This is a genomic window from Mycobacterium sp. NPDC006124 (assembly GCF_040614235.1).
In the GTDB taxonomy this organism is placed as follows: Bacteria; Actinomycetota; Actinomycetes; order Mycobacteriales; family Mycobacteriaceae; genus Mycobacterium.
Genome location: NZ_JBEXUA010000003.1, coordinates 125,264 through 143,913 on the forward strand (window position 1 = coordinate 125,264; position 18,650 = coordinate 143,913).

At 68.9% G+C, this 18,650-nt stretch carries 18 protein-coding genes; 2 read left to right on the plus strand and 16 right to left on the minus strand.

Annotation, left to right across the window (positions count from 1 at the left end):
• Nucleotides 1-10 precede the first annotated feature (10 nt).
• Complete coding sequence (locus tag ABZ195_RS07540; protein ID WP_355216331.1) at nucleotides 11-484, plus strand: MarR family winged helix-turn-helix transcriptional regulator; 474 nt, start codon at nucleotides 11-13, stop codon at nucleotides 482-484.
• Here ABZ195_RS07540 and ABZ195_RS07545 read toward each other — a convergent pair.
• Complete coding sequence (locus ABZ195_RS07545) at nucleotides 481-1,734, minus strand: GAF domain-containing sensor histidine kinase (protein WP_355216333.1); 1,254 nt, start codon at nucleotides 1,732-1,734, stop codon at nucleotides 481-483. The two genes, ABZ195_RS07540 and ABZ195_RS07545, sit on opposite strands and share 4 nt — an antisense overlap.
• Nucleotides 1,731-2,399: a response regulator transcription factor gene (locus ABZ195_RS07550; protein ID WP_355216335.1), complete on the minus strand. Its 669-nt coding sequence runs from the start codon at nucleotides 2,397-2,399 to the stop codon at nucleotides 1,731-1,733. The genes ABZ195_RS07545 and ABZ195_RS07550 overlap by 4 nt, the downstream gene beginning before the upstream one ends.
• 105 nt (nucleotides 2,400-2,504) lie before the next feature.
• Between ABZ195_RS07550 and ABZ195_RS07555 the strand changes: the two genes are divergently transcribed.
• Nucleotides 2,505-3,284 (plus strand): HAD family hydrolase, encoded by a 780-nt coding sequence (locus tag ABZ195_RS07555; protein WP_355216337.1) that lies wholly within the window; start codon nucleotides 2,505-2,507, stop codon nucleotides 3,282-3,284.
• On the opposite strand, the gene mmsB is transcribed toward ABZ195_RS07555, so the two are convergent.
• From mmsB to ABZ195_RS07625, 14 genes are all read right to left on the minus strand, one after another.
• On the minus strand, nucleotides 3,270-4,145 hold the full coding sequence (mmsB, locus tag ABZ195_RS07560; RefSeq protein ID WP_355216338.1) for a 3-hydroxyisobutyrate dehydrogenase: 876 nt from the start codon (nucleotides 4,143-4,145) through the stop codon (nucleotides 3,270-3,272). The two genes, ABZ195_RS07555 and mmsB, sit on opposite strands and share 15 nt — an antisense overlap.
• A gap of 23 nt (nucleotides 4,146-4,168) precedes the next feature.
• Nucleotides 4,169-5,332, minus strand: a complete 1,164-nt coding sequence (locus ABZ195_RS07565) for an acyl-CoA dehydrogenase family protein (protein ID WP_355216340.1) — start codon at nucleotides 5,330-5,332, stop codon at nucleotides 4,169-4,171.
• A gap of 9 nt (nucleotides 5,333-5,341) precedes the next feature.
• Entirely contained in the window at nucleotides 5,342-6,874 is a 1,533-nt protein-coding gene (locus tag ABZ195_RS07570; protein ID WP_355216342.1) for a CoA-acylating methylmalonate-semialdehyde dehydrogenase, read from the minus strand.
• 80 nt (nucleotides 6,875-6,954) lie between these two features.
• Nucleotides 6,955-7,485 carry a protoglobin domain-containing protein gene (locus ABZ195_RS07575; protein ID WP_355217012.1) on the minus strand — a complete coding sequence of 177 codons (531 nt, stop codon included), beginning with the start codon at nucleotides 7,483-7,485 and terminating at the stop codon, nucleotides 6,955-6,957.
• A gap of 121 nt (nucleotides 7,486-7,606) precedes the next feature.
• On the minus strand, nucleotides 7,607-8,428 hold the full coding sequence (locus tag ABZ195_RS07580; protein ID WP_355216344.1) for a sulfite exporter TauE/SafE family protein: 822 nt from the start codon (nucleotides 8,426-8,428) through the stop codon (nucleotides 7,607-7,609).
• A gap of 86 nt (nucleotides 8,429-8,514) precedes the next feature.
• Nucleotides 8,515-9,480 carry a LysR family transcriptional regulator gene (locus tag ABZ195_RS07585; RefSeq protein WP_355216346.1) on the minus strand — a complete coding sequence of 322 codons (966 nt, stop codon included), beginning with the start codon at nucleotides 9,478-9,480 and terminating at the stop codon, nucleotides 8,515-8,517.
• A 102-nt stretch (nucleotides 9,481-9,582) separates the two neighbouring features.
• A complete protein-coding gene (gene rfbC, locus ABZ195_RS07590) occupies nucleotides 9,583-10,191 on the minus strand; it encodes a dTDP-4-dehydrorhamnose 3,5-epimerase (RefSeq protein WP_355216348.1) in 609 nt (202 codons plus the stop codon).
• The gene (gene rfbB, locus ABZ195_RS07595; RefSeq protein WP_355216350.1) at nucleotides 10,188-11,183 is read right to left on the minus strand and encodes a dTDP-glucose 4,6-dehydratase; all 996 of its coding nucleotides are present in this window, start codon (nucleotides 11,181-11,183) and stop codon (nucleotides 10,188-10,190) included. The genes rfbC and rfbB overlap by 4 nt, the downstream gene beginning before the upstream one ends.
• A 30-nt stretch (nucleotides 11,184-11,213) precedes the next feature.
• A complete protein-coding gene (locus ABZ195_RS07600) occupies nucleotides 11,214-12,071 on the minus strand; it encodes an LLM class F420-dependent oxidoreductase (RefSeq protein WP_355216352.1) in 858 nt (285 codons plus the stop codon).
• A 31-nt stretch (nucleotides 12,072-12,102) separates the two neighbouring features.
• On the minus strand, nucleotides 12,103-12,948 hold the full coding sequence (locus tag ABZ195_RS07605; protein ID WP_355216354.1) for an LLM class F420-dependent oxidoreductase: 846 nt from the start codon (nucleotides 12,946-12,948) through the stop codon (nucleotides 12,103-12,105).
• A 65-nt stretch (nucleotides 12,949-13,013) separates the two neighbouring features.
• Nucleotides 13,014-14,483 carry an ATP-binding protein gene (locus ABZ195_RS07610; RefSeq protein WP_355216356.1) on the minus strand — a complete coding sequence of 490 codons (1,470 nt, stop codon included), beginning with the start codon at nucleotides 14,481-14,483 and terminating at the stop codon, nucleotides 13,014-13,016.
• 43 nt (nucleotides 14,484-14,526) lie between these two features.
• A complete protein-coding gene (locus tag ABZ195_RS07615) occupies nucleotides 14,527-16,224 on the minus strand; it encodes an FAD-dependent oxidoreductase (protein ID WP_355216358.1) in 1,698 nt (565 codons plus the stop codon).
• A gap of 63 nt (nucleotides 16,225-16,287) precedes the next feature.
• Nucleotides 16,288-17,835 carry an SPFH domain-containing protein gene (locus tag ABZ195_RS07620; protein WP_355216360.1) on the minus strand — a complete coding sequence of 516 codons (1,548 nt, stop codon included), beginning with the start codon at nucleotides 17,833-17,835 and terminating at the stop codon, nucleotides 16,288-16,290.
• 108 nt (nucleotides 17,836-17,943) lie between these two features.
• Nucleotides 17,944-18,450: a hypothetical protein gene (locus tag ABZ195_RS07625; protein ID WP_355216362.1), complete on the minus strand. Its 507-nt coding sequence runs from the start codon at nucleotides 18,448-18,450 to the stop codon at nucleotides 17,944-17,946.
• Nucleotides 18,451-18,650: the final 200 nt, after the last annotated feature.

Below are 18,650 nucleotides of genomic sequence, written 5' to 3' on the forward strand. Positions count from 1 at the left end.
GGGTGGCGGCATGACGGATGTGACTGGGCTCGACGACGATCAGTTGTCGGCGTGGCGAAGCTTCGTAGACATGCATCACCACCTGGAGAGACACCTGGTCAAGCACCTGCAGCGGGACTTCGGGCTGTCGGACTCCGACTTCGAGGTCCTGGTCAACCTCTCCGAGACGCCCGGGGGGCGCTTGCGCGCCTTCGAACTCGGCCGCCTCACCCAGTGGGAGAAGAGCCGCATGTCGCACCACCTGAGCCGGATGGAGAAGCGTGGCCTGGTCCGCCGCGAGGCGTCCGACGCCCGCTATCCGGACGTGGTGCTGACCGACGCCGGACGCGCCGCCATCGCCGCGTCCGCCCCCGCAAACGCGGCCCGGGTGCGCGAACTCTTCGTCGAGGTCGTCGGACCCGAACGGCTGGCGGTCCTGAAGGCCGCCTCCGACGACGTGCTCGCCGCAATCGACCGGCACGTGGACGCGTGTGCCGACGGTTAGCGAAGCTCCCCGGCCTCTCGCCCGGGAGAGGCCGGCAGCGGAATGGTCGCGGTGACCGCCGTGCCCGCCCCCGGCCTGGACCGAATGTTGAGCCGGCCGCCGACGATCTCGGCACGCTCGGCCATCGACAGCAGCCCGTAGCCGCCCATCTCGTCACCGCCCAGCGGATTCTCCAAGGTGTCGAAGCCACGACCGTCGTCGACGATCTCCAGCCGGGCGGTGTCCTCGCTCACCGAGAAGGTGAGGCTGGCGTGGGAGGCATGCGCATGCTTCACCACGTTCTGCAGACACTCCTGGGCGATGCGGTAGATCGCGATCTCGACGTGGTCGGGCAGTCGTGTGTCGGCCAGGTCGACACCGATCTCCACCTGCGGGATGGACCGGGCCAGGCTGGCGAGGCCGCCGGCGAGGCCGAGGTCGTCGAGCACCGGCGGGCGCAGCCCCCCGATCGCTGCACGCGCCTCCTGCAGAGTGAGGTCCACCAACTCGCGGGCCTTGCCCAGCTGTTCGGCGGCCGCGGCGGCGTCGATGCCCACCGCCTGCGTCGCCGCGTCCAGCCGGTAGGACAGCGTCACCAGCCGCTGGGAGATGCCGTCGTGGATGTCGCCCGCGAGCCGACGGCGCTCGATCTCCTGGGCCTCGATCACCTGCTCGACGAAGTTCTCGTGCGCCCGCTCGCGGGCCACCAGCCGGCGATGCAGCCGGGCCTGATGCATCGCCCCGGCGATCAGTCGGCCGATCACCAACAGCAATTCCACGTCGCGGGCGGTGAAGTCGCGGCGGGCCACCGTGTGCACGTTCAGCACGCCGACGAGGCCGCCCGGATCGGTCTCCATCGGCACCGACACCATCGAGGTGAAGTCCGAGCCGCGCAGCGACTCGAATGGCAGATACCGCGGATCGGACTCCTTGTCACCGACGATCACGACGGGTTCGCGGTGGCTCGCGACCCACCCCGAGACGCCACGCCCCAACGGCAGCCGGATCTTGCCCACCTCGGAGTCGAACGGCGGCGTCGCCCCCGTCAGGGTCAACGACCGTTCGGCGTCGTCGAGCACGTGGACGAAGCACACGTCGGTACCCGTCGCCGCGGTGATCATCCGCGCGGCGGCCTCGGCCAACGGCTCCACGCCGGGGCCGCTCGAGGCGGCCTGGATGAGTTCGCGCAGCAGGGCCAGTTCGCGGTCGGCGTCGACCAGGTCGCGGACGGCGTTGGCGCCGCGCCGGGCGGACGGGCGGCCCGGCCTCACCGGTAGATCCCCTCGCGCAGCGCGGTGGCGACCGCGCCGGTGCGATCGGCGACGTCGAGCTTGCGGTAGATGGCGCGCAGATGGGTCTTCACGGTCTCCTCGCCGATGACCAGCTTGGTCGCGATGCCGCGGTTGGACAGCCCGTTGACGACGTAGGAGAGGATCTCGCTCTCCCGCTGGGTCAACCCCTGCCGGGCGCCGGGCCAGAACTCGTCGCGCTGCAGGCGGGCTGCGGTGTCGACGGCCCGCGCCGCCATTCCCGGATCGATGGCGGTCTCGCCGGCGTGGGCGAACTCCAGCTGTCGCACGAGTTCGTCGCTGCCGATGCTCTTGAGCAGATATCCCGACGCGCCGACGCGCAACGCCTGGAAGAGGTACTGCTCGTCGTCGTAGACCGACAGCATGACGACCTTGCGATGCGGTTCCCGCTCCTTGAGGGCGGCGCAGAGATCGAGCCCGCTGGAGCCCTGCATCCGGACGTCGCACAGCACGACGTCGGGGTCCAGGTCGGCCACCACCGCCATCGCCCGTTCAGCGCCAACGGCTTGGCCGACGACCTCCACGCGGTCGCCGAACGCGGTCAGCATCGCCTTGAGTCCTTCGATGACCATCTCGTGGTCGTCGACCAGGACGAGCCGCACGGGAGGGCGTGCGGCGGGTGGCATGGCAGGAAGCATAGGACCGGTCCGGCGGCCCGCTACCCAACTTGGCCCCCTCAATCCCCCGGATGGGGGAGGCGGCCGACGTGTGACGTGCGCCACCCTGGGAGCATGACGCAGACGGTGGAGAGAGCGTGGCGGGCTGGCCGGTTCTGGTGGGATGCGTCCCGTCCCGGTGACGTGGGCGCCCACCCGGTGCGCGCCGTGATCTTCGATCTCGACGCCCTCGCCGACGTCGAATGCGGGGGGCACCGGTTGGCGTTCAACGCCGCCTTCACCGCCCACGGGTTGGGGCTGACCTGGTCACCGGCGCGGTACCGCAGGCTGCTCGCGCTGCCCGACGAACGGCAGCGGGTGGCGGCCGAACTGCGGGCGCGGGGCATCTGTACCGAATGCGACGTGCTGTTCCGCTTGCTCGTCGAGCAGATCTGCGCGACCAAGGCCCGCCTGCTCGACGACGTCATCCTGGCCGCCGACCTGGACGCCCGGCGGGGTCTGGTCGAACTGGTCACCGACGCGTTCACCGCGGGCGTGGCCGTCGCGGTCCTCGGCACCGGTCGCCGGCAGTGGGTCGACCCGTTGGTTCGCCAACTCGTCGGCGACGGCCTGATCCAGACGATCGTCGCCGCCGACGACCTGCCTAACGCCGCGCCCCTCGGTGCCGCGCTACGGACGGCACTCGCCGAGGTAGGCGCATCACCGCACGACACCCTGGTGTTCACCGGCTCCCGGGACGGGCTGCGCGCTGCGGCCGCCGTCGGCGTGGCCGGTGTGCTCGTCGACCCCGAGGCGGTCGGTGCCCGCGCGGACTACGACGGTCTGCGGATCACCGACTGCCAGCGGCTGCACGCCGAGTCGTGGGCGCGCGGGTCTGGCTCAGCTGCCGCGTAGCAGCTCGATGACGGCGCTGAAGTCCTTGTCGGCGTTGGCCTCGTTGAACTCCGCATAGATCTGCGCGGCGTGCGTGCCGAGCGGCGCCGACGATCCGGTCGAGCCGACCGCTGCCATCGCCAGCCCCAAGTCCTTGTTCATCAGTGCCGTCGCGAAGCCCGGCTTGAAGTCGTGGTTGGCTGGTGACGTCGGAACCGGTCCGGGCACTGGGCAATTGGTGTGCACCGACCAGCAGTTGCCCGTCGCCCCGGTGATCACGTCGAACAGCGACTGGGCCGAGAGGCCGAGCTTCTCCGCCAGGACGAAGGCCTCGCCGACGGCGATCTGCTGCACGGCGAGGACCATGTTGTTGCACACCTTGGCGGCCTGGCCGGTGCCGGAGCCGCCGCAGTGGATGATCTTGCCCGCCATGGGTTCCAGGATTGGTCGGGCGCGTTCGACGGCGGCGTCGGTGCCGCCGACCATGAACGCCAGCGTGCCCGCCGTCGCCCCCTTGACCCCGCCGGAGACGGGAGCGTCGACGTGCGCGTGCGCCCGACCCTGCGCCTGGGCGTTCAGGGCGCGCGCGTCATCGACGGAGATGGTCGAGGTGTCGACGAACAGCGTGTCGGGCGCGGCGGCAGGCAGCACCTCGTCGTAGCAGGCCTTGACGATTGCGCCGTTGGGCAGCGAGGTGATCACCACCTCGGCGCCACGGACGGCCTCGGCTCCGCTGCCGACGACGTCGACCCCCGTGGCCGCCGCCGCGTCGCGCAGCGCGTCGACGAGGTCGAACCCCCGGACGACGTACCCGCCGGCCACCAGATTGGCTGCCATGGGTCCACCCATGTTGCCGAGTCCCAAGAACGCGATCGTCGCCATCGTGTGTGTCCCGTCGCTAGTCGTCATGACGCACGGCGACGGGCAGCTTCAGCTCTGCCGATCACCACGCGCATGATCTCGTTGGTTCCCTCGAGTATCCGGTGCACCCGCAGGTCGCGGACGATCTTCTCGACGCCGTACTCGCGCAGGTAGCCGTAGCCGCCGTGTAACTGCAGCGCCTGGTCGGCGACGTCGAAGCACGTGTCGGTGACGTACAGCTTGGCCATCGCACACAGCTCGACCTTGTCGGGATGGTCGGCATCCAATGCGGATGCCGCCCGCCACAACAGGTTTCGTGAGGTCTCCAGCTTGGTCGCCATGTCGGCCAGGGTGAACCGGATCGTCGGCTCGTCGAGCAGGGTCAGCCCGAACGCCTCGCGGCTGGCCAGGTAGGAGACCGCCTTCTGATAGGCCGCCTGCGCTCCGCCCAGCGAGCAGGCGGCGATGTTGATGCGGCCGCCGTTGAGCCCGGTCATCGCGATGCCGAACCCGGTGCCCTCGCCGTCGGCGCCACCGAGCATGGCCGTGGCGGGAACCCGCGCACCGTCGAACACCACCTGCGCGGTGGGCTGGGCGTTCCAGCCCATCTTGACCTCGTCGGCGCCGAAGCCGACCCCGGGGGTGTCCTTGTCCACCACGAAGGCGGAGATGCCGCGCGGCCCGTCGCCCCCGGTGCGCGCCATCACGAGGTAGACGTCGGACACGCCTGCTCCCGAGATGAACTGCTTGACCCCGTCGAGTACGTAATGGTCGCCGTCTCGAATCGCCTTGGTGCGCAACGCCGCCGCATCCGATCCCGCGCCGGGTTCGGTTAGACAGTAGCTGGCGACCAACTCCATCGAGGCCAGGCGCGGCACCAGGGCCTTGCGCTGTTCGGCCGTGCCGTAGGTGTCGACCATCCACGTGCACATGTTGTGGATCGACATGAAGGCGGCGATCGTCGGATCGGCCGTCGCGAGCTGTTCGAAGATGCGCACGCCGTCGAGACGGCGCAGACCGCTGCCACCGACGTCCTCGGAGCAGTACACCGCCGCCATGCCCATCTCCGCGGCGTCACGCATGACGTCGACCGGGAAATGCTTCTCCTCATCCCACCCAAGGGCGTGGGGCGCAAGGCGTTTGGCGGCGAACTCCGCCGCCGTCTCGGCAATGACCCGTTCGTCGGCGTCGAGACCGAAGTAGTCCACGGGCCCGCGCTACTTCATGGTCGGGATGGAGAACTCAGCGCCATCCTTGATGCCGGAGGGCCAGCGCTGGGTGACCGTCTTGACCTTGGTGTAGAACACGATCGACGACGGCCCGTGCTGGTTGAGGTCGCCGAAACCGGATCGCTTCCACCCGCCAAAGGTGTGATACGCCACCGGAACCGGGATCGGCACGTTGACGCCGACCATGCCGACCTGGACACGGGAGACGAAGTCGCGGGCGGTGTCGCCGTCGCGGGTGAAGATCGCCACGCCGTTGCCGTACTCGTGCTCCGACGGCAGCGCCAGAGCCTCCTCGTAGGTGTCGGCCCGAACGATGCAGAGCACCGGGCCGAAGATCTCGTCGGTGTAGATCGACATGTCGGGGGTGACGTGGTCGAACAGGGTCGGGCCGATGAAGAACCCGCCCGTCAGGTCGGCTTCGCCCGAATCGGCCGAGTAGGTGAGGTCGTCACTGGCGCGATCGCGTCCGTCGACGACGACTTCGGCGCCGGCCTCGACCCCCTGGGCGATGTAGTCCTTGACCCGGGCCAGCGCCGCGGCGGTCACCAGTGGCCCGTAGTCGGCCTTCGGGTCGAGGCTGTGGCCGACTCGGAGTTCCTTGACCCGCTCGACGAGCCTGGCGCGCAACCGATTCGCAGTCTCCTCGCCGACGGGCACCGCGACGCTGATCGCCATGCACCGCTCGCCCGCGCTGCCGTAGCCCGCGCCGATCAACGCGTCGACGGCCTGGTCGAGATCGGCGTCGGGCATCACGATCATGTGGTTCTTGGCGCCGCCGAAGCACTGTGCGCGCTTGCCGTTGGCGGCCGCAGTCGAGTAGATGTACTGCGCGATGTCGGAGCTGCCGACGAAGCCGACGGCCTGGATGTCGGGGTGGTGGAGGATCGCGTCCACGGCCTCCTTGTCGCCGTGCACCACCTGGAAGACGCCGGTGGGCAAGCCGGCTTCCTCGAACAGCTCGGCCAGCCGGACGGGCACCGACGGGTCGCGCTCGCTGGGCTTGAGGATGAAGGCGTTGCCGCATGCGAGTGCCGGGCCGGCCTTCCACAGCGGAATCATGGCGGGGAAGTTGAACGGGGTGATGCCGGCGACGACGCCGAGCGGCTGCCGCAAGGAGTAGACGTCGATGCCGCCGCCCGCACCTTCGGTGTATTCACCCTTGAGCAGGTGTGGGATGCCGATGGCGAACTCGATGACCTCGACGCCACGCTGAATGTCGCCGCGTGCGTCGGCGACGGTCTTGCCGTGCTCCAGGGAGAGCAGTTCGGCGAGTTCGTCGGCGTTGGCATTGACCAGCTCGACGAACTTCATCATCACCCGTGCCCGGCGCTGCGGATTCCAGGCGGCCCACTCCTTCTGCGCCGTGACTGCCACGGCGACGGCGGCGTCCACCTCCTCGGCGGAGGCCAGGGGGACCTGGGCCTGCACCTCACCCGTGCTGGGGTTGAGGACGTCGGCGGTTCGGCCAGATGTTCCCTCGACCCGACGGCCGTCGACGAAGTGCGGAATCTGTGTGGTCATAGCGCGGACCCTCCGACGGGAATGGATTACTAGGACATCCTAGTAATCCGCGAAGGCGGGCGCAAGGGTGCGCGACGGCTTCACCATTGATCACCGGCGGTGTACGCCCGAGTCCACACCGTCACGTGCAGCATCACCGACTTCGTGAAGGCGGCGTGCATGGCGTCGACTTCCTCGGCGGTGTGCCGACCGTCGGTGAGGTAGGCGCGGGAGGTGGTGATGACGACCGCGGTGAATGCCAGCAGATACCGCAGCGGGATGTGGTCGACCGAGTCCGCGTGGTCCGTCTGGTTCTTCTTGGCGCGGTTGTGGCGCAAGCCGATCTCCTGCTGCTGATCCAGCCACGCTTGGTCGAACGGTCTGGTGCAGGCGTCGACGACCCAACGGTCGAAGCGAAGCGTCGACGCCGCCGCGTACTCCGGGTTCGGCGTGCCGTCGCGCCGCATCGAATAGCGGGCCAGAAAGGGGTGTCGCCCTACCTGGCCTCGCCACGCGGCGACCATCTCGGTTGCCCGCGAGGCCAGCACCTCGCCGGCGGACCGAAGACTGGCCACCGCCGAGCCGTCGAGGCCCACGGCGGCCTGCAGTTCGGCCAGATCCTCGAGAGTCAGCGGCGACGGACCGGCGTGACCCGTGCCCTAGCTGTAGCCGGGAATGCGCTCGGGGTGGTGCAGCACGTCATCGGTGGTGGGGTGCTCGCTCACGTGAATCCTGCTTTCCTCGGTGTGTCGGTTAGTGGGTGTGGACGGCCTTGACGATCAGCTGAGCGGCGATCGCGACGAGCAGCACCGCGAACGTCACCGCAGACACCTCGGGCGAAAGTGCCACGGCCAGATACACCGCGGGCACCGCCGTCACCGCTGCCGTCAGGCCGAGGACGAGCCCGGCCCGCACGTCGACCGGATTGCCACCCCGTCGGTTGCCGACGGTCCCGGCGAGGCTGGTGGGAATGCTCACCAGCAGGGCGGTCCCCTTGGCAATGGCAGCACTCAACCCGAAGAGCGACCCCAGCATGGGCACTGTGATGATGGCGCCCCCGATGCCGAACACACCAGAGGCGATGCCCGTCGCCAGGCCGAGGCCGAGGTAGCCCAGCACGACCAGTGGCGAGAGTGGCACGGCGCGAACGGGTTCCGGCACGGCGATCAGAAGGTGGGCGGCGATCAGCAGAATGAAGGTGATGAAGAACCACTGCAACCACTTCAGTGGAAGTCGTCGCAACAGCCGGCTGCCGATCATGGCGCCGCCGATGGCCCCGACCGAGATCGCCGCCGTGGCAACGAGGTCGACGTCGCCGTGCACCAGGTAGGTCGCGGAACTCGCGACGGCGGTGGGGATGATCGCGACCAGAGAGGTGGCGGCGGCACGGCGGTGATCCATGCCCGCGCGCCACTGCAACAGCGGCACCATCACGACGGCACCGCCGATCGCGAACAACCCCGACAGCACCCCGCCGATCGCGCCGATTACGACCAGCGCCGCCCACGGGGTCTGAACGCGCCGTGTCGCCGCCGACGTGGTCGTCGGTGCGGGGGTCTCCAGTGCGGTGGTCATGGGAACTCCTAGCGCCAGGTCTTCGTCCGTCGCTTGAAGAGTGCGCTCGAAGGGAGTGCGGAAAAAGCGTCAAGCCGCTCTGGCACTCATCGCTCAGGCCGATCAATGCGCGGTGTCCCGTCGTCGTCGAGCCCATACCTCAGGTGGCCGGGTTCCAGCAGCCATCCCGGGGGAGCGGCATGGGTGAGAGCCAGGCGAACGAAGCGGGCGACCGCCGCCGTCTGGGTGCGCTCGGGACTCCACTGCAGCGTGTACGGAATTCGCAGTGGCGGCACGACGGGCCGGACCGCGGTCGACGGTGGTGTGCCCAGCGAGGCGGTGAGCAGGATCCACGTCACCTCGCTCTGATCGGTCCAGCCCGTCGCCGACAGGTCGGTGGTGTCGAGATCCACCTCCGGCGGGGTCAGACCGACGGCATCCAGGGCTTGGCGCTGGGCCAGCGCCAAGGCCGGGAACAACGTCTGGCTGGGGATCCCGAGGCGGTGGCGTGCGAGGTCGCCCAGCGCCACCTCGGTCGCGGCGGCGAGGGGATGATCCGGGCGCAGCCCGACCAGCAGGGGTTCGCTGCAGAAGATCGTGTTCACCAATCCCGGCACGTCGGGCAGCCGTCCGCAGGTGAGGACGACGTCGGTCGTGTCGTCGGCCATGGCCGCCACCAGATCCGGCAACCACATCCGACGGACGGACACGGCGACCCCGGGCAGGCGTTCTCTAGCCGCCGCGTCGAGGAAGGGAGCCAGTACCGGCGCCACGGGTGGGGTGATCGACACCCGTACCGTTCCGACGTCGCCGGCCGCGGTCCGCCGCACCGCGGCCGCCGCCGCTGCGACTTCGTCGGGTATCACCTTGGCCCGTCCGAGGAGCTCCTGACCGGCACCGGTGACGGCGACCTTGCGCGTGGTGCGGGTCAGCAGCGGTGCGCCGAGTTCGCGTTCCAGGCGGCGGATCAGGTCGCTGAGGGTGGGTTGACCGATGCCCAGCCGTTCGGCGGCACGCCCGAAGTGCAATTCCGTGGCCACCGCCACGAACGCCTCGAGCTGCCGAAACTCCATGAATTTCGAGCGTAGTGCCGACCATGACGGTCGGCCCATCGATCGAGCAGACCGATCAGGCTCTCGCGCTGACGGCGAAGACGCGGTCCTGAGGCGGTGTCGTCAGTCGCGTCGCAGGCCCGCCACGAACGCCTGCGCCTCGTCCCACGTGGGCAGCAGCCCGGCGGCGAGCACGTCGGCCAAACTGGGCGCCGCGGCGTCGCGCTCGGAGAGATTGGGCACCGCCGCGTCGACGAGGGGCCAGTCGACGCCGATGGCCGGGTCGGTTGGGCAGATGGTGTGCTCGCGTTCGGGGGAGTAGCCGGCCGAGCACAGGTAGCTGACCGTCGAATCATCTTCCAGCGCAAGGAATCCGTGTGCCAGACCCTCCGACAGGTAGATGGTCCGGTGGTCTCGGTCGTCGAGCAGCACGGAGTCCCAATGACCGAACGTCGCCGAACCGACCCGGACGTCGACGACCACGTCGAACACCGCACCCCGCAGGCAGGTGACGTACTTGGCCTGGCTCGGCGGAAGTTGGGCGAAGTGCAACCCGCGCAGCACCCCGGCCGCGGACACCGACACGTTGGCCTGTCGTAGGTCCAGTGCGTGCCCGGTCATCGCGGTGAACTCGGCATCGGTGAACCACTCGAAGAATCGTCCGCGGGGATCCGGTCGCACGGTGGGGGTGATCTCCCATGCCCCCGGAATCGACAACTCGCGGAAGGTCACTGGTTGCGCTCCTCGTACATCGCCTCGGAGGCGTCCTTGCGCGGGCGCCACCATGATTCGTTGTCCCGGTACCACGCGATCGTCGCCGCCAGGCCCGACTCGAAGTCGCCGTGCTGCGGTGTCCAGCCCAGCTCGTCGCGCAGCATCGACGGGTCGATCGCATAGCGCAGATCGTGTCCGGCGCGGTCCGTCACATGGTCGAAGTCGTCGGGATCGCGATCCATCAACCGCAGCAGCGTCCGCATCACATTCAGGTTGTCGCGCTCGCCGTCGGCGCCGATCAAATACGTCCGCCCGGGTTCACCGTCGGCGAGGATTCGCCACACCGCGCGATTGTGGTCGCTCACGTGGATCCAGTCCCGCACGTTGGCGCCGGTGCCGTACAGCTTGGGGCGCCGCCCCGTCAGCACGTTGGTGATCTGACGCGGAATGAACTTCTCCACGTGCTGATACGGCCCGTAGTTGTTGGAGCAGTTGGAGATCGTCGCCCGCACGCCATAGGACCGCACCCACGAGCGCACCAGCATGTCCGAGGCCGCCTTGGTCGACGAGTACGGACTCGACGGGTTGTACGGCGTCGCCTCGGTGAACCGGACGGGTTCATCCAGCGGCAGATCTCCGTATACCTCGTCGGTGGACACGTGGTGCAGCCGAATGCCATGTCTGCGAACGGCTTCCAGCAGGGTGAACGTGCCGACGACGTTGGTGTGCAGAAACGCCTCGGGTTCGGCCAGCGAGTTGTCGACGTGGGTCTCGGCGGCGAAGTGCGCCACCGCATCGGACTCCGCCACCAGTTTCTCGACCAACCCGGCGTCACCGATGTCGCCGTGCACCAGGCGCACGTCGTCGGCCACGGGCGCCAGGGAATCCCGGCTGCCCGCATAGGTCAACGCGTCGAGAACGGTCACGCGAACCTCGGGATGCTCGCGGACCGTGGTGTGGACGAAGTTCGCACCGATGAATCCGGCACCACCGGTGACCAGCAGACGCATGGTGATGAACCCTAGCGGGGTGGTCCCGTGCTAGTCCTCGGTCGAGAGCCCCAGCGGACCCGCCAGCTCGGCCAACGTCGGGATCAGCGCATCCTGGCCGCCGAGCACCTGGATGCAGACGTGGTCGGCGCCGGCGTCGAGGTGCTCGCGCAGACGCTGGGCGATGTCGTCTGGGGTGCCGTGGGCCACGACCGCGTCGATGAGCTTGTCGCTGCCGGGCTTCGCCACGTCGGCGTCGGTGAAGCCCAGGCGCTTCCAGTTGTTCACGTAGTTGCTCAGGTCCAGGTAGAAGTCGACGGTCTGGCGACCGATCTCCCGGGCCTGCTCGGCATCCCTGGCCAGGACGACCTTGTGCTCCGGCGCGAGGAACACCGCGTTGCCGACGAGGTTGTGGGCCTGGGCGGTGTGCTCCGGCGTGGTCAGGTACGGATGGGCGCCGGCACTGCGCTGGGCGGCGAGCTTGAGCACCTTGGGGCCCAGTGCCGCCAGAACCCGGCGGCTGGTCGGCACGTTCGCGGCGTCCAGCGCGTCGAGGTATTCGACGAGCACGTCGTACGGCTTGCGGTACTCCTCGGTGGCCTCGGGGTGTCCGATGCCGACACCCAGCAGGAAGCGACCGGGATGGGCCTTCTCGATGCGGTGATAGGACTCGGCGACCTCGTTGGCCGGGGACGCCCAGACGTTGACGATGCCGGTCGCGACCTGCAGCGTGTCGGTGGCCTCGAGGATGGGTTCGACGAAGGCCAGATCGGCGGCGGGGGACCCGCCGACCCACACCGCGCCGTAGCCCAGCTCCTCGATCTGCTTGGCCCCCTCGGGCGTGACCGGCCCGGCGGTCCAGACGCCGAAGCGTCCCAGGTTGGGCTTGAGATCGGTTGCGTCAGTCATGCGTGAAACGGTCCCTTTCCGATGGGGTTGGTCACTGCAGCCCGAGCGGTCCAGCCAGCTCGGCGAGCGCGGGCACGAGAGTGTCTGTACCCGTCAACACCTGAACCGGAACATGATCGGCGCCAGCGGCGAGGTGTTCGGCCAGTCGAGCCGCGATCGCGTCCGGCGTGCCGTAGGCGACGACGGCGTCGACCAGCGCGTCGCTGGCGGGCTTGGCGACGTCCTCGTCGGTGAACCCCAGCCGCTTCCAGTTGTTGGTGTAGTTGACCAGGTTGAGGTAGACCTCGAGGGCCTTGCGCCCCACGGCGCGGGCGTGCTCGGGGTCGGTGGTCAGGACGGCTTTGTGCTCGGGGGCGATGAAGGCGTCCTCGCCCACCAATTCCCTTGCCTGTCTAGTGTGTTCGGGGGTGGTCAGGTAGGGGTGGGCGCCCGCGCTCCGACGTGCCGAGAGCTTGAGCACCTGCGGTCCGAGGGCGGCGACGACGCGTCGGTCCGTGGGCACGCCGTGCCGGTCCAGCTCGTCGAGGTATGTGGTCAGTGCGTCATACGGCTTCGTGAACTCGGCCTGGGCCTCGGGGTGCCCGACACCGATGCCGAGGAGGAAGCGGTTGGGATGAGCCGCGTCGATGCGATGGAAGGACTCGGCAACCGGGCCTGCGGCGGCGGTCCACACGTTGACGATGCCGGTGGCCACCGTCAGCGTCTCGGTCTCGCCGAGGATGCGTTCCACCCAGTCGAGGTCGGCGGGCGGGGATCCGCCTGCCCAGATCGCGCCGTACCCGAGGGCCTCGATCTCGCGAAGCTGGTCGGGGGACAGTCGTTGCCACTGCTCGTAGTGACCGAAGACGCCGAACTTGCCGAGCTCTGGTTTCGCCATGGTTGGGTCAACCCGCTGCGTCGTCGCGCCTATTCCGTTGCGATCCGACCGAGCCGAAACCTTGGCTATTCGGCGCCGTCGGCGGGGGCTTCCTCCGGCTTGGGCGCCACCAGTGGGAGCACGATGATGAACCGCGTGTCGCCGGGCTTGCTCTCCACCCGGATGTTGCCGTGGTGCTTCTGGGCGACGATGCGCCAGGCCAGGTCCAGCCCGAGCCCGGTGCCCTCGCCGAAGGCCTTCGTGGTGAAGAACGGCGTGAAGATGCGGTCGGCGATGTCGGGCGGGATGCCTGGGCCGTCGTCACAGATCTCCACCTTGATGGCGTCCTCGCCGACCGCGGAGGTGCGGATGGTCAGCGTGCCGTGCCCGCCCATCGCCTGAATCGCGTTGTCGATGACGTTGGTCCAGACCTGGTTGAGATCGCCTGGGTAGCACTGGATTTCGGGGAGCGTCTTGTCGAGCTCCTTGACCAGCTTCACCGGTCCGTCCTTGCCGAGCTTCTCGCCGAACATCATGATGGTGCTGCGCAGCAGTTCGTGGACGTTGGCGCTCTGATACGGCGCACGGTCCATCTGCGAGTACTGCTTGGCACCCGCCAGCAGGGCCGAGATTCGGCTGCTGGCCTCGGCGATCTGATTCATCATCAGCTCGGTGTCGATGGTGTACCGCAGCCAGCCGATCGCCCCCTGCAACGACGCGGTGGCGTCGACCTCGTCGACCGAGGCGGAGATGCGCTCCAGCCAGTCGATGTCGAGCCCCGCCTCGACGAACGTCGGCGCATAGTCCCAGGCGCCCACGATGCCGTGGTCCTCGAGCCAGTCGCCGATCGCGTCCTCTCGGTCGGAGGCCTCCAGGGCGGTCAGTTCCTGAGCCTTGGACTTGGCGACCTGCTCGGCCACCTCCTCCTGGATGGTGACCAGGACGCGCAACCCCTCGGGACTGAACTTGCCGTCGGCCAGCATCGCGAGCTTGTGTCGCATGCCCGCGACCTTCTCGCGCAGATCGGACACCGCCCGGGCGGCCGCCGCTGCCGGATTGTTGAGCTGGTGGGTCAGGCCCGCCGAGAGCTGACCGAGAGCCAGCAGCTTCTCCCGCTGGTCGATGATCTGGCGCTGCCGCAGGCCGCCGACCTTGAGGCCTTCGAGCAGGTGCACCGCCATCGGCAGCTCGGTCTTGACGAACTCGCCGAACGCGGTCGCGTCGAGCACGAAGAACTTCGACGGCCTGGTCACCCGCACCGAGGACTCGTAGACCTGCGGCACGCCGTCGACGTAGGCGCTCCACGCGCCGCAGTACACGCCGCGCTGGCTGGTCCGGTTGGTCTCGATGTCCGCTCCGCCGGAGCGCTTCGACATCGCCAATTCGCCCTCGATGAGGACGTAGAAGCAGGTCGCCGCCTCACCCTCGATGCAGATCGGCCCCGGCTCGAACCGGGCGAGGTGCCCGTGGTCGCACAGCGACTTCAGCTGGCGGTCGCTCAGCTTCTCGAACAGGAACAGCGTCCGGAGCTCGTCGGGCAGACACGTTTCGCCCATGGGGACAGTCCTTCTCTCTAGGCTTCGCCGGCGGCGCCGGCACTCACGCTTCGGCCAGGTAGCGGTGCACCAGCATCACGGCCATCGATCCTTCACCGACGGCGGCCGCCACCCGCTTCGCGGATTCCGAGCGCACGTCTCCTGCAACGAACACACCGGGCACACTTGTTTCCAAGTGGTGCGGTGGACGTTCGCGATTCCAGCCGCAGACGTCCTTGAGGTCCGGTCCTGCCAGGACGAAGCCCCGCTCGTCGAGGGCCAGCACGCCGTCGAGCCATTCGGTGCGCGGGCTCGCCCCGATGAAGCAGCACAACCGACCCGAGGGCACCGTGTCCCGCTCGCCGGACCGTCGGTCGTGCAGGACCAGCCCCGACAGGTGGCCGTCCTCACCGACGGTGTCGACCACCTCGGTGCAGGTCCTGACCTTGATCTTGTCGTTCGCCTCGATCTGCTCGATCAGGTAGTGCGACATCGACGCCTCGAGCGAGGGGCCACGCACCAGCAGCGTCACCGACCTGGCGGTCTTGGACATGAACATCGCGGCCTGACCCGCCGAGTTCGCACCGCCGACGATGTAGACGTCCTCGTCGCGGCATTCCTCGGCGTCGGAGACCGAGGCTCCGTAGTACACGCCTCGGCCGACGTAGTTGCAGCCGTCCGGGTCCTCGGGGTCGTTCCAACAACCGACGACCTTGAGCTCTTGATACTCGACGCCGGTCGCGAGGATGACCGAGCGGGCACCGATCGTGCTGCCGTCCTCGAACTCGATGGTCGGCGCCGTCTCGCCGACGTGCAGCTTGACGACGTCGCGGGTGGTGATGACCTCGGCGCCGAACCGCTCGGCCTGTCGGCGCGCGGAGTTGGTCAACTCGGCCCCGGAGACGCCGATCGGGAAGCCGAGGTAGTTCTCGATCCGCGAGCTGCGGCCGGCCTGTCCACCGGTCGTGGTGCGTTCGATGAGCACCGTCTCGAGCCCCTCGGAGGCGCCGTAGACCGCGGATGCGAGGCCCGCGGGCCCACCCCCGATGACCGCGAGGTCGTACATCGGCAGCGACGGTTCGGTCGACAGGCCGAGCAACTCGGCCAGCTGGCCGTCGGTCGGCTCGACGATCGCCTCGCCCTTCTCGGTGATCACGACGGGCAGGTCACGACCGTCCAGCCCGGCGGCGTCGAGCAACTGCTCGCCCTTGGGCTCGTCTGCCATGTACGCCCGGAACGGGAACTGGTTGCGGGCCAGGAACTGGCGCACCTCCCAGGACCGCTGGTTCCAACGGTGCCCGATCACCTTGGTGTAGGGCATCGCCCGGTCGCCGACGGAGCGCCACTCCTCGAGGAGCCCGTCGATCACCGGGTAGAGCTTCTCCTCCGGCGGGTCCCACGGCTTGAGCAGGTAGTGGTCGAGGTCGACGACGTTGATGGCGTCGATGGCGGCGTGGGTGTCCGCGTAGGCCGTCAGCAGTACGCGCTTGGCCAGCGGGAAGAGATCCATCGCCTTCTCGAGGAATTCGATGCCACTCATCTGGGGCATCCGGTAGTCGGCGACGAGCACCGCGACGGTGTCGCCGCGGAGCTTGAGTTCCTTGAGGGTCGCCAGCGCGTCCGGCCCGCTCTCGGCGCGAACGATGCGATACCGCTCGCCGTAATGGCGGCGCAGGTCGCGCGCCACGGCGCGCGACACGGCGGGATCGTCGTCCACTGTGAGAATCACGGGATGGCGGGGCTGCGAAGTGGGTCCGGTCATCGCGTTCAATTATGCGCTGGTCGTCCACCCGATATCGCCACGGACGACCACGAGATGCACCGGTTACTCCGACGGCGGAATCGACGGGGCGCCCGCAGGCGGCGGAGTCTCGGCGCCGAAGCGACTCAACATCGCGGCGACGTCGATGCCCGAGGTCTTCAGCGCCTCGACGATCTTGGCCACCGCCAGGGGACTGACCCCCAGTAGGCCACCCATCGCGTCCTGGGTGTCGGCAGATCCGCCGATGATCGACAGCCGGTCGATCTCGGCCAGCGGCGCGGCCGCCGCCTCGGTGGCCTTGACGACCGAGGCCAACACGTCGGGGAGCATCAGCAGGCGCGCCGCCTCGGGGCTGTAGCCGTTGAGCGCGGCCGCGATCTCCTTCTTGCCAGTGGCCTCGGCGAGCAGCCTTGCCTCGATACCGGCCGCCTCGGCCAGCATCTCTACCCGGGAGGCGTCGGCGAGTTCCTTCTTGCCCGCGGCCTCGGCGACCAGTTTGGCCTTGAGGCTGTCGGCCTCGGCCTGCTGCTCGACGCGCAATGCGTCGGCGGCGGCCTTGCGGGCGTCGGAGTCGGCCTGCCCGGCCCGGACCGCTGATTCGGCCTTCGCCTCGGCGGCGAGGATCGTCGACCGCCGCTGTCCCTCGGCCCGGGCGATGTCGGCTTGACGCTGGGCTTCGGCCGGTGCGATGACATCGGCTTGCAGCGCGGCCTGGGCCTGCTCGGCGCGGCGTTGTTCCACCTCGGTGCGGGCCTGGACGCGTGCCGCCTCGGCCTGTTCGGTGGCGATGCCGACGTCCTTCTGGGCGCGTGCGTTGGCTAGGGGACCGGCCTGATCGGCCTGGGCGTTCTCGGCCTCGGTCTGTGCGCGCAGCCGGGCCAGCTCGACGTCGCGCTTCTGGTTGGCGACGGCGATCGCGGTGTCGGCCTCGGCCTGGGCGACGGAGCCAGCCTGGCGGGCCTTCGCGGACTGGATCTGCGAGTCCCGCTCCGCCTCGGCCGTGCCGACGGTCGCGTCGCGTTTGACCTCGGCGATGCGTCGCTGGCCGAGTGACTTGAGGTAGTCGTTGGCGTCGCTGATCCCGGCGATCTTCAGGACGTCGACCTCCATGCCGATGCGGGCGAGGTCGCTGCCCGCCTCCTCCACGACGCTTCGCGCGAGGGTGTCGCGGTTGGAGTTGAGGTCCTCGACGGTCATGGTGGCGGTGATGCCGCGCAGGCTGCCGGCCAGGATCTCGTTGATCTGGCGTTGCAGCTCGCTGAGGTCTGAGGTGAGGAAGCGCTGAACCGCGGTCTGCACGGCCTCGTCGGCCGAACCGATGCGCACCAGGCCGACGGCCTCGACGTTGACGGGGACGCCATTGTTGGACAGCGCGTTCTGCAGGTTGATGCTGACGTTGAACGGCTCCAGCGACATGATGTCGACGCGTTCGATGCCGGGCACCCGGAACCGGGCCCCGCCGCGGACCACCTTGGGCTGGCCGCGACCGGTGAACACCGCGACCTCGTTGGGCGGCACCTTGATGTAGTTCTTCACGTAGATCAGCGGAAGCACGACTAGGAGGAGCAGCCCGGCGATGACCGCGATGGCGACGATGAGGACAGTGGACACGGAGGTGCCTTCCGCTCGTGGTGGTTGGGTGGGGCTCTAGTGGTCGGGAACTGCTAGTGGTCGGGAACTGCTCTAGTGGTCGGGAACTGCTAGTGGTCGGGAACTGCTCTAGTGGTCGGGAACTGCGACGACGTGCAGATAGTCGCCGTCGACGTCGGCGATGTAGACGCTGGTGTTCTTCGTCAAGGCCTCGGGCTCCTCGGTGACGGCCCTGGCTCGCACCCGGTTACCGTCGGGGTCGACGAACGCGACCTCGCCCCAGCTACCGACCGGGACCTCCAGCGTGACGGTGCCGAGCAGGCCGATGTAGGACGTGCGAGACCGCTGGGAGTTCGACTCCTGCCGGCGCAGGTAGGGGAGCAGCAGCCCCTGGTAGGCGAGCAGCAGAACCACGGCGGCCCCGCCCGCCACCAGCCCGGAGCCCACGGCGCCCAGGCCGGCCCAGGAACTGATCAGCCCGCCGGCACCCGCACCCAGCAGGGCAGCGGACAGGCCGGTCAGGCTGAGGAACGGGAGCCCGTCGTGACCGACGCCGTGCCCCACGTCGACCAGCAACAGGGCCGACAGCACGGCTATCCCACCGACGATGAACGCCACCGCATAGGCAGCTGTCACGCGTCCCCCCACGGCTAGTATGGCGTCGTCGTCGCGGGCCCCCGCCGACCCTGGCGGCGAACCCTCGACCGATCTTGCCACCCTCCGGCCGTTGCTGGTGACGGTGATTTTGGGCAACGCGCGCAAGCGGGTACCATTGACCAACGGTGCGGCTTCCGCGCCGGCTCCTTGCGTGCCCTGTCCTGGAATTTCACGAATCC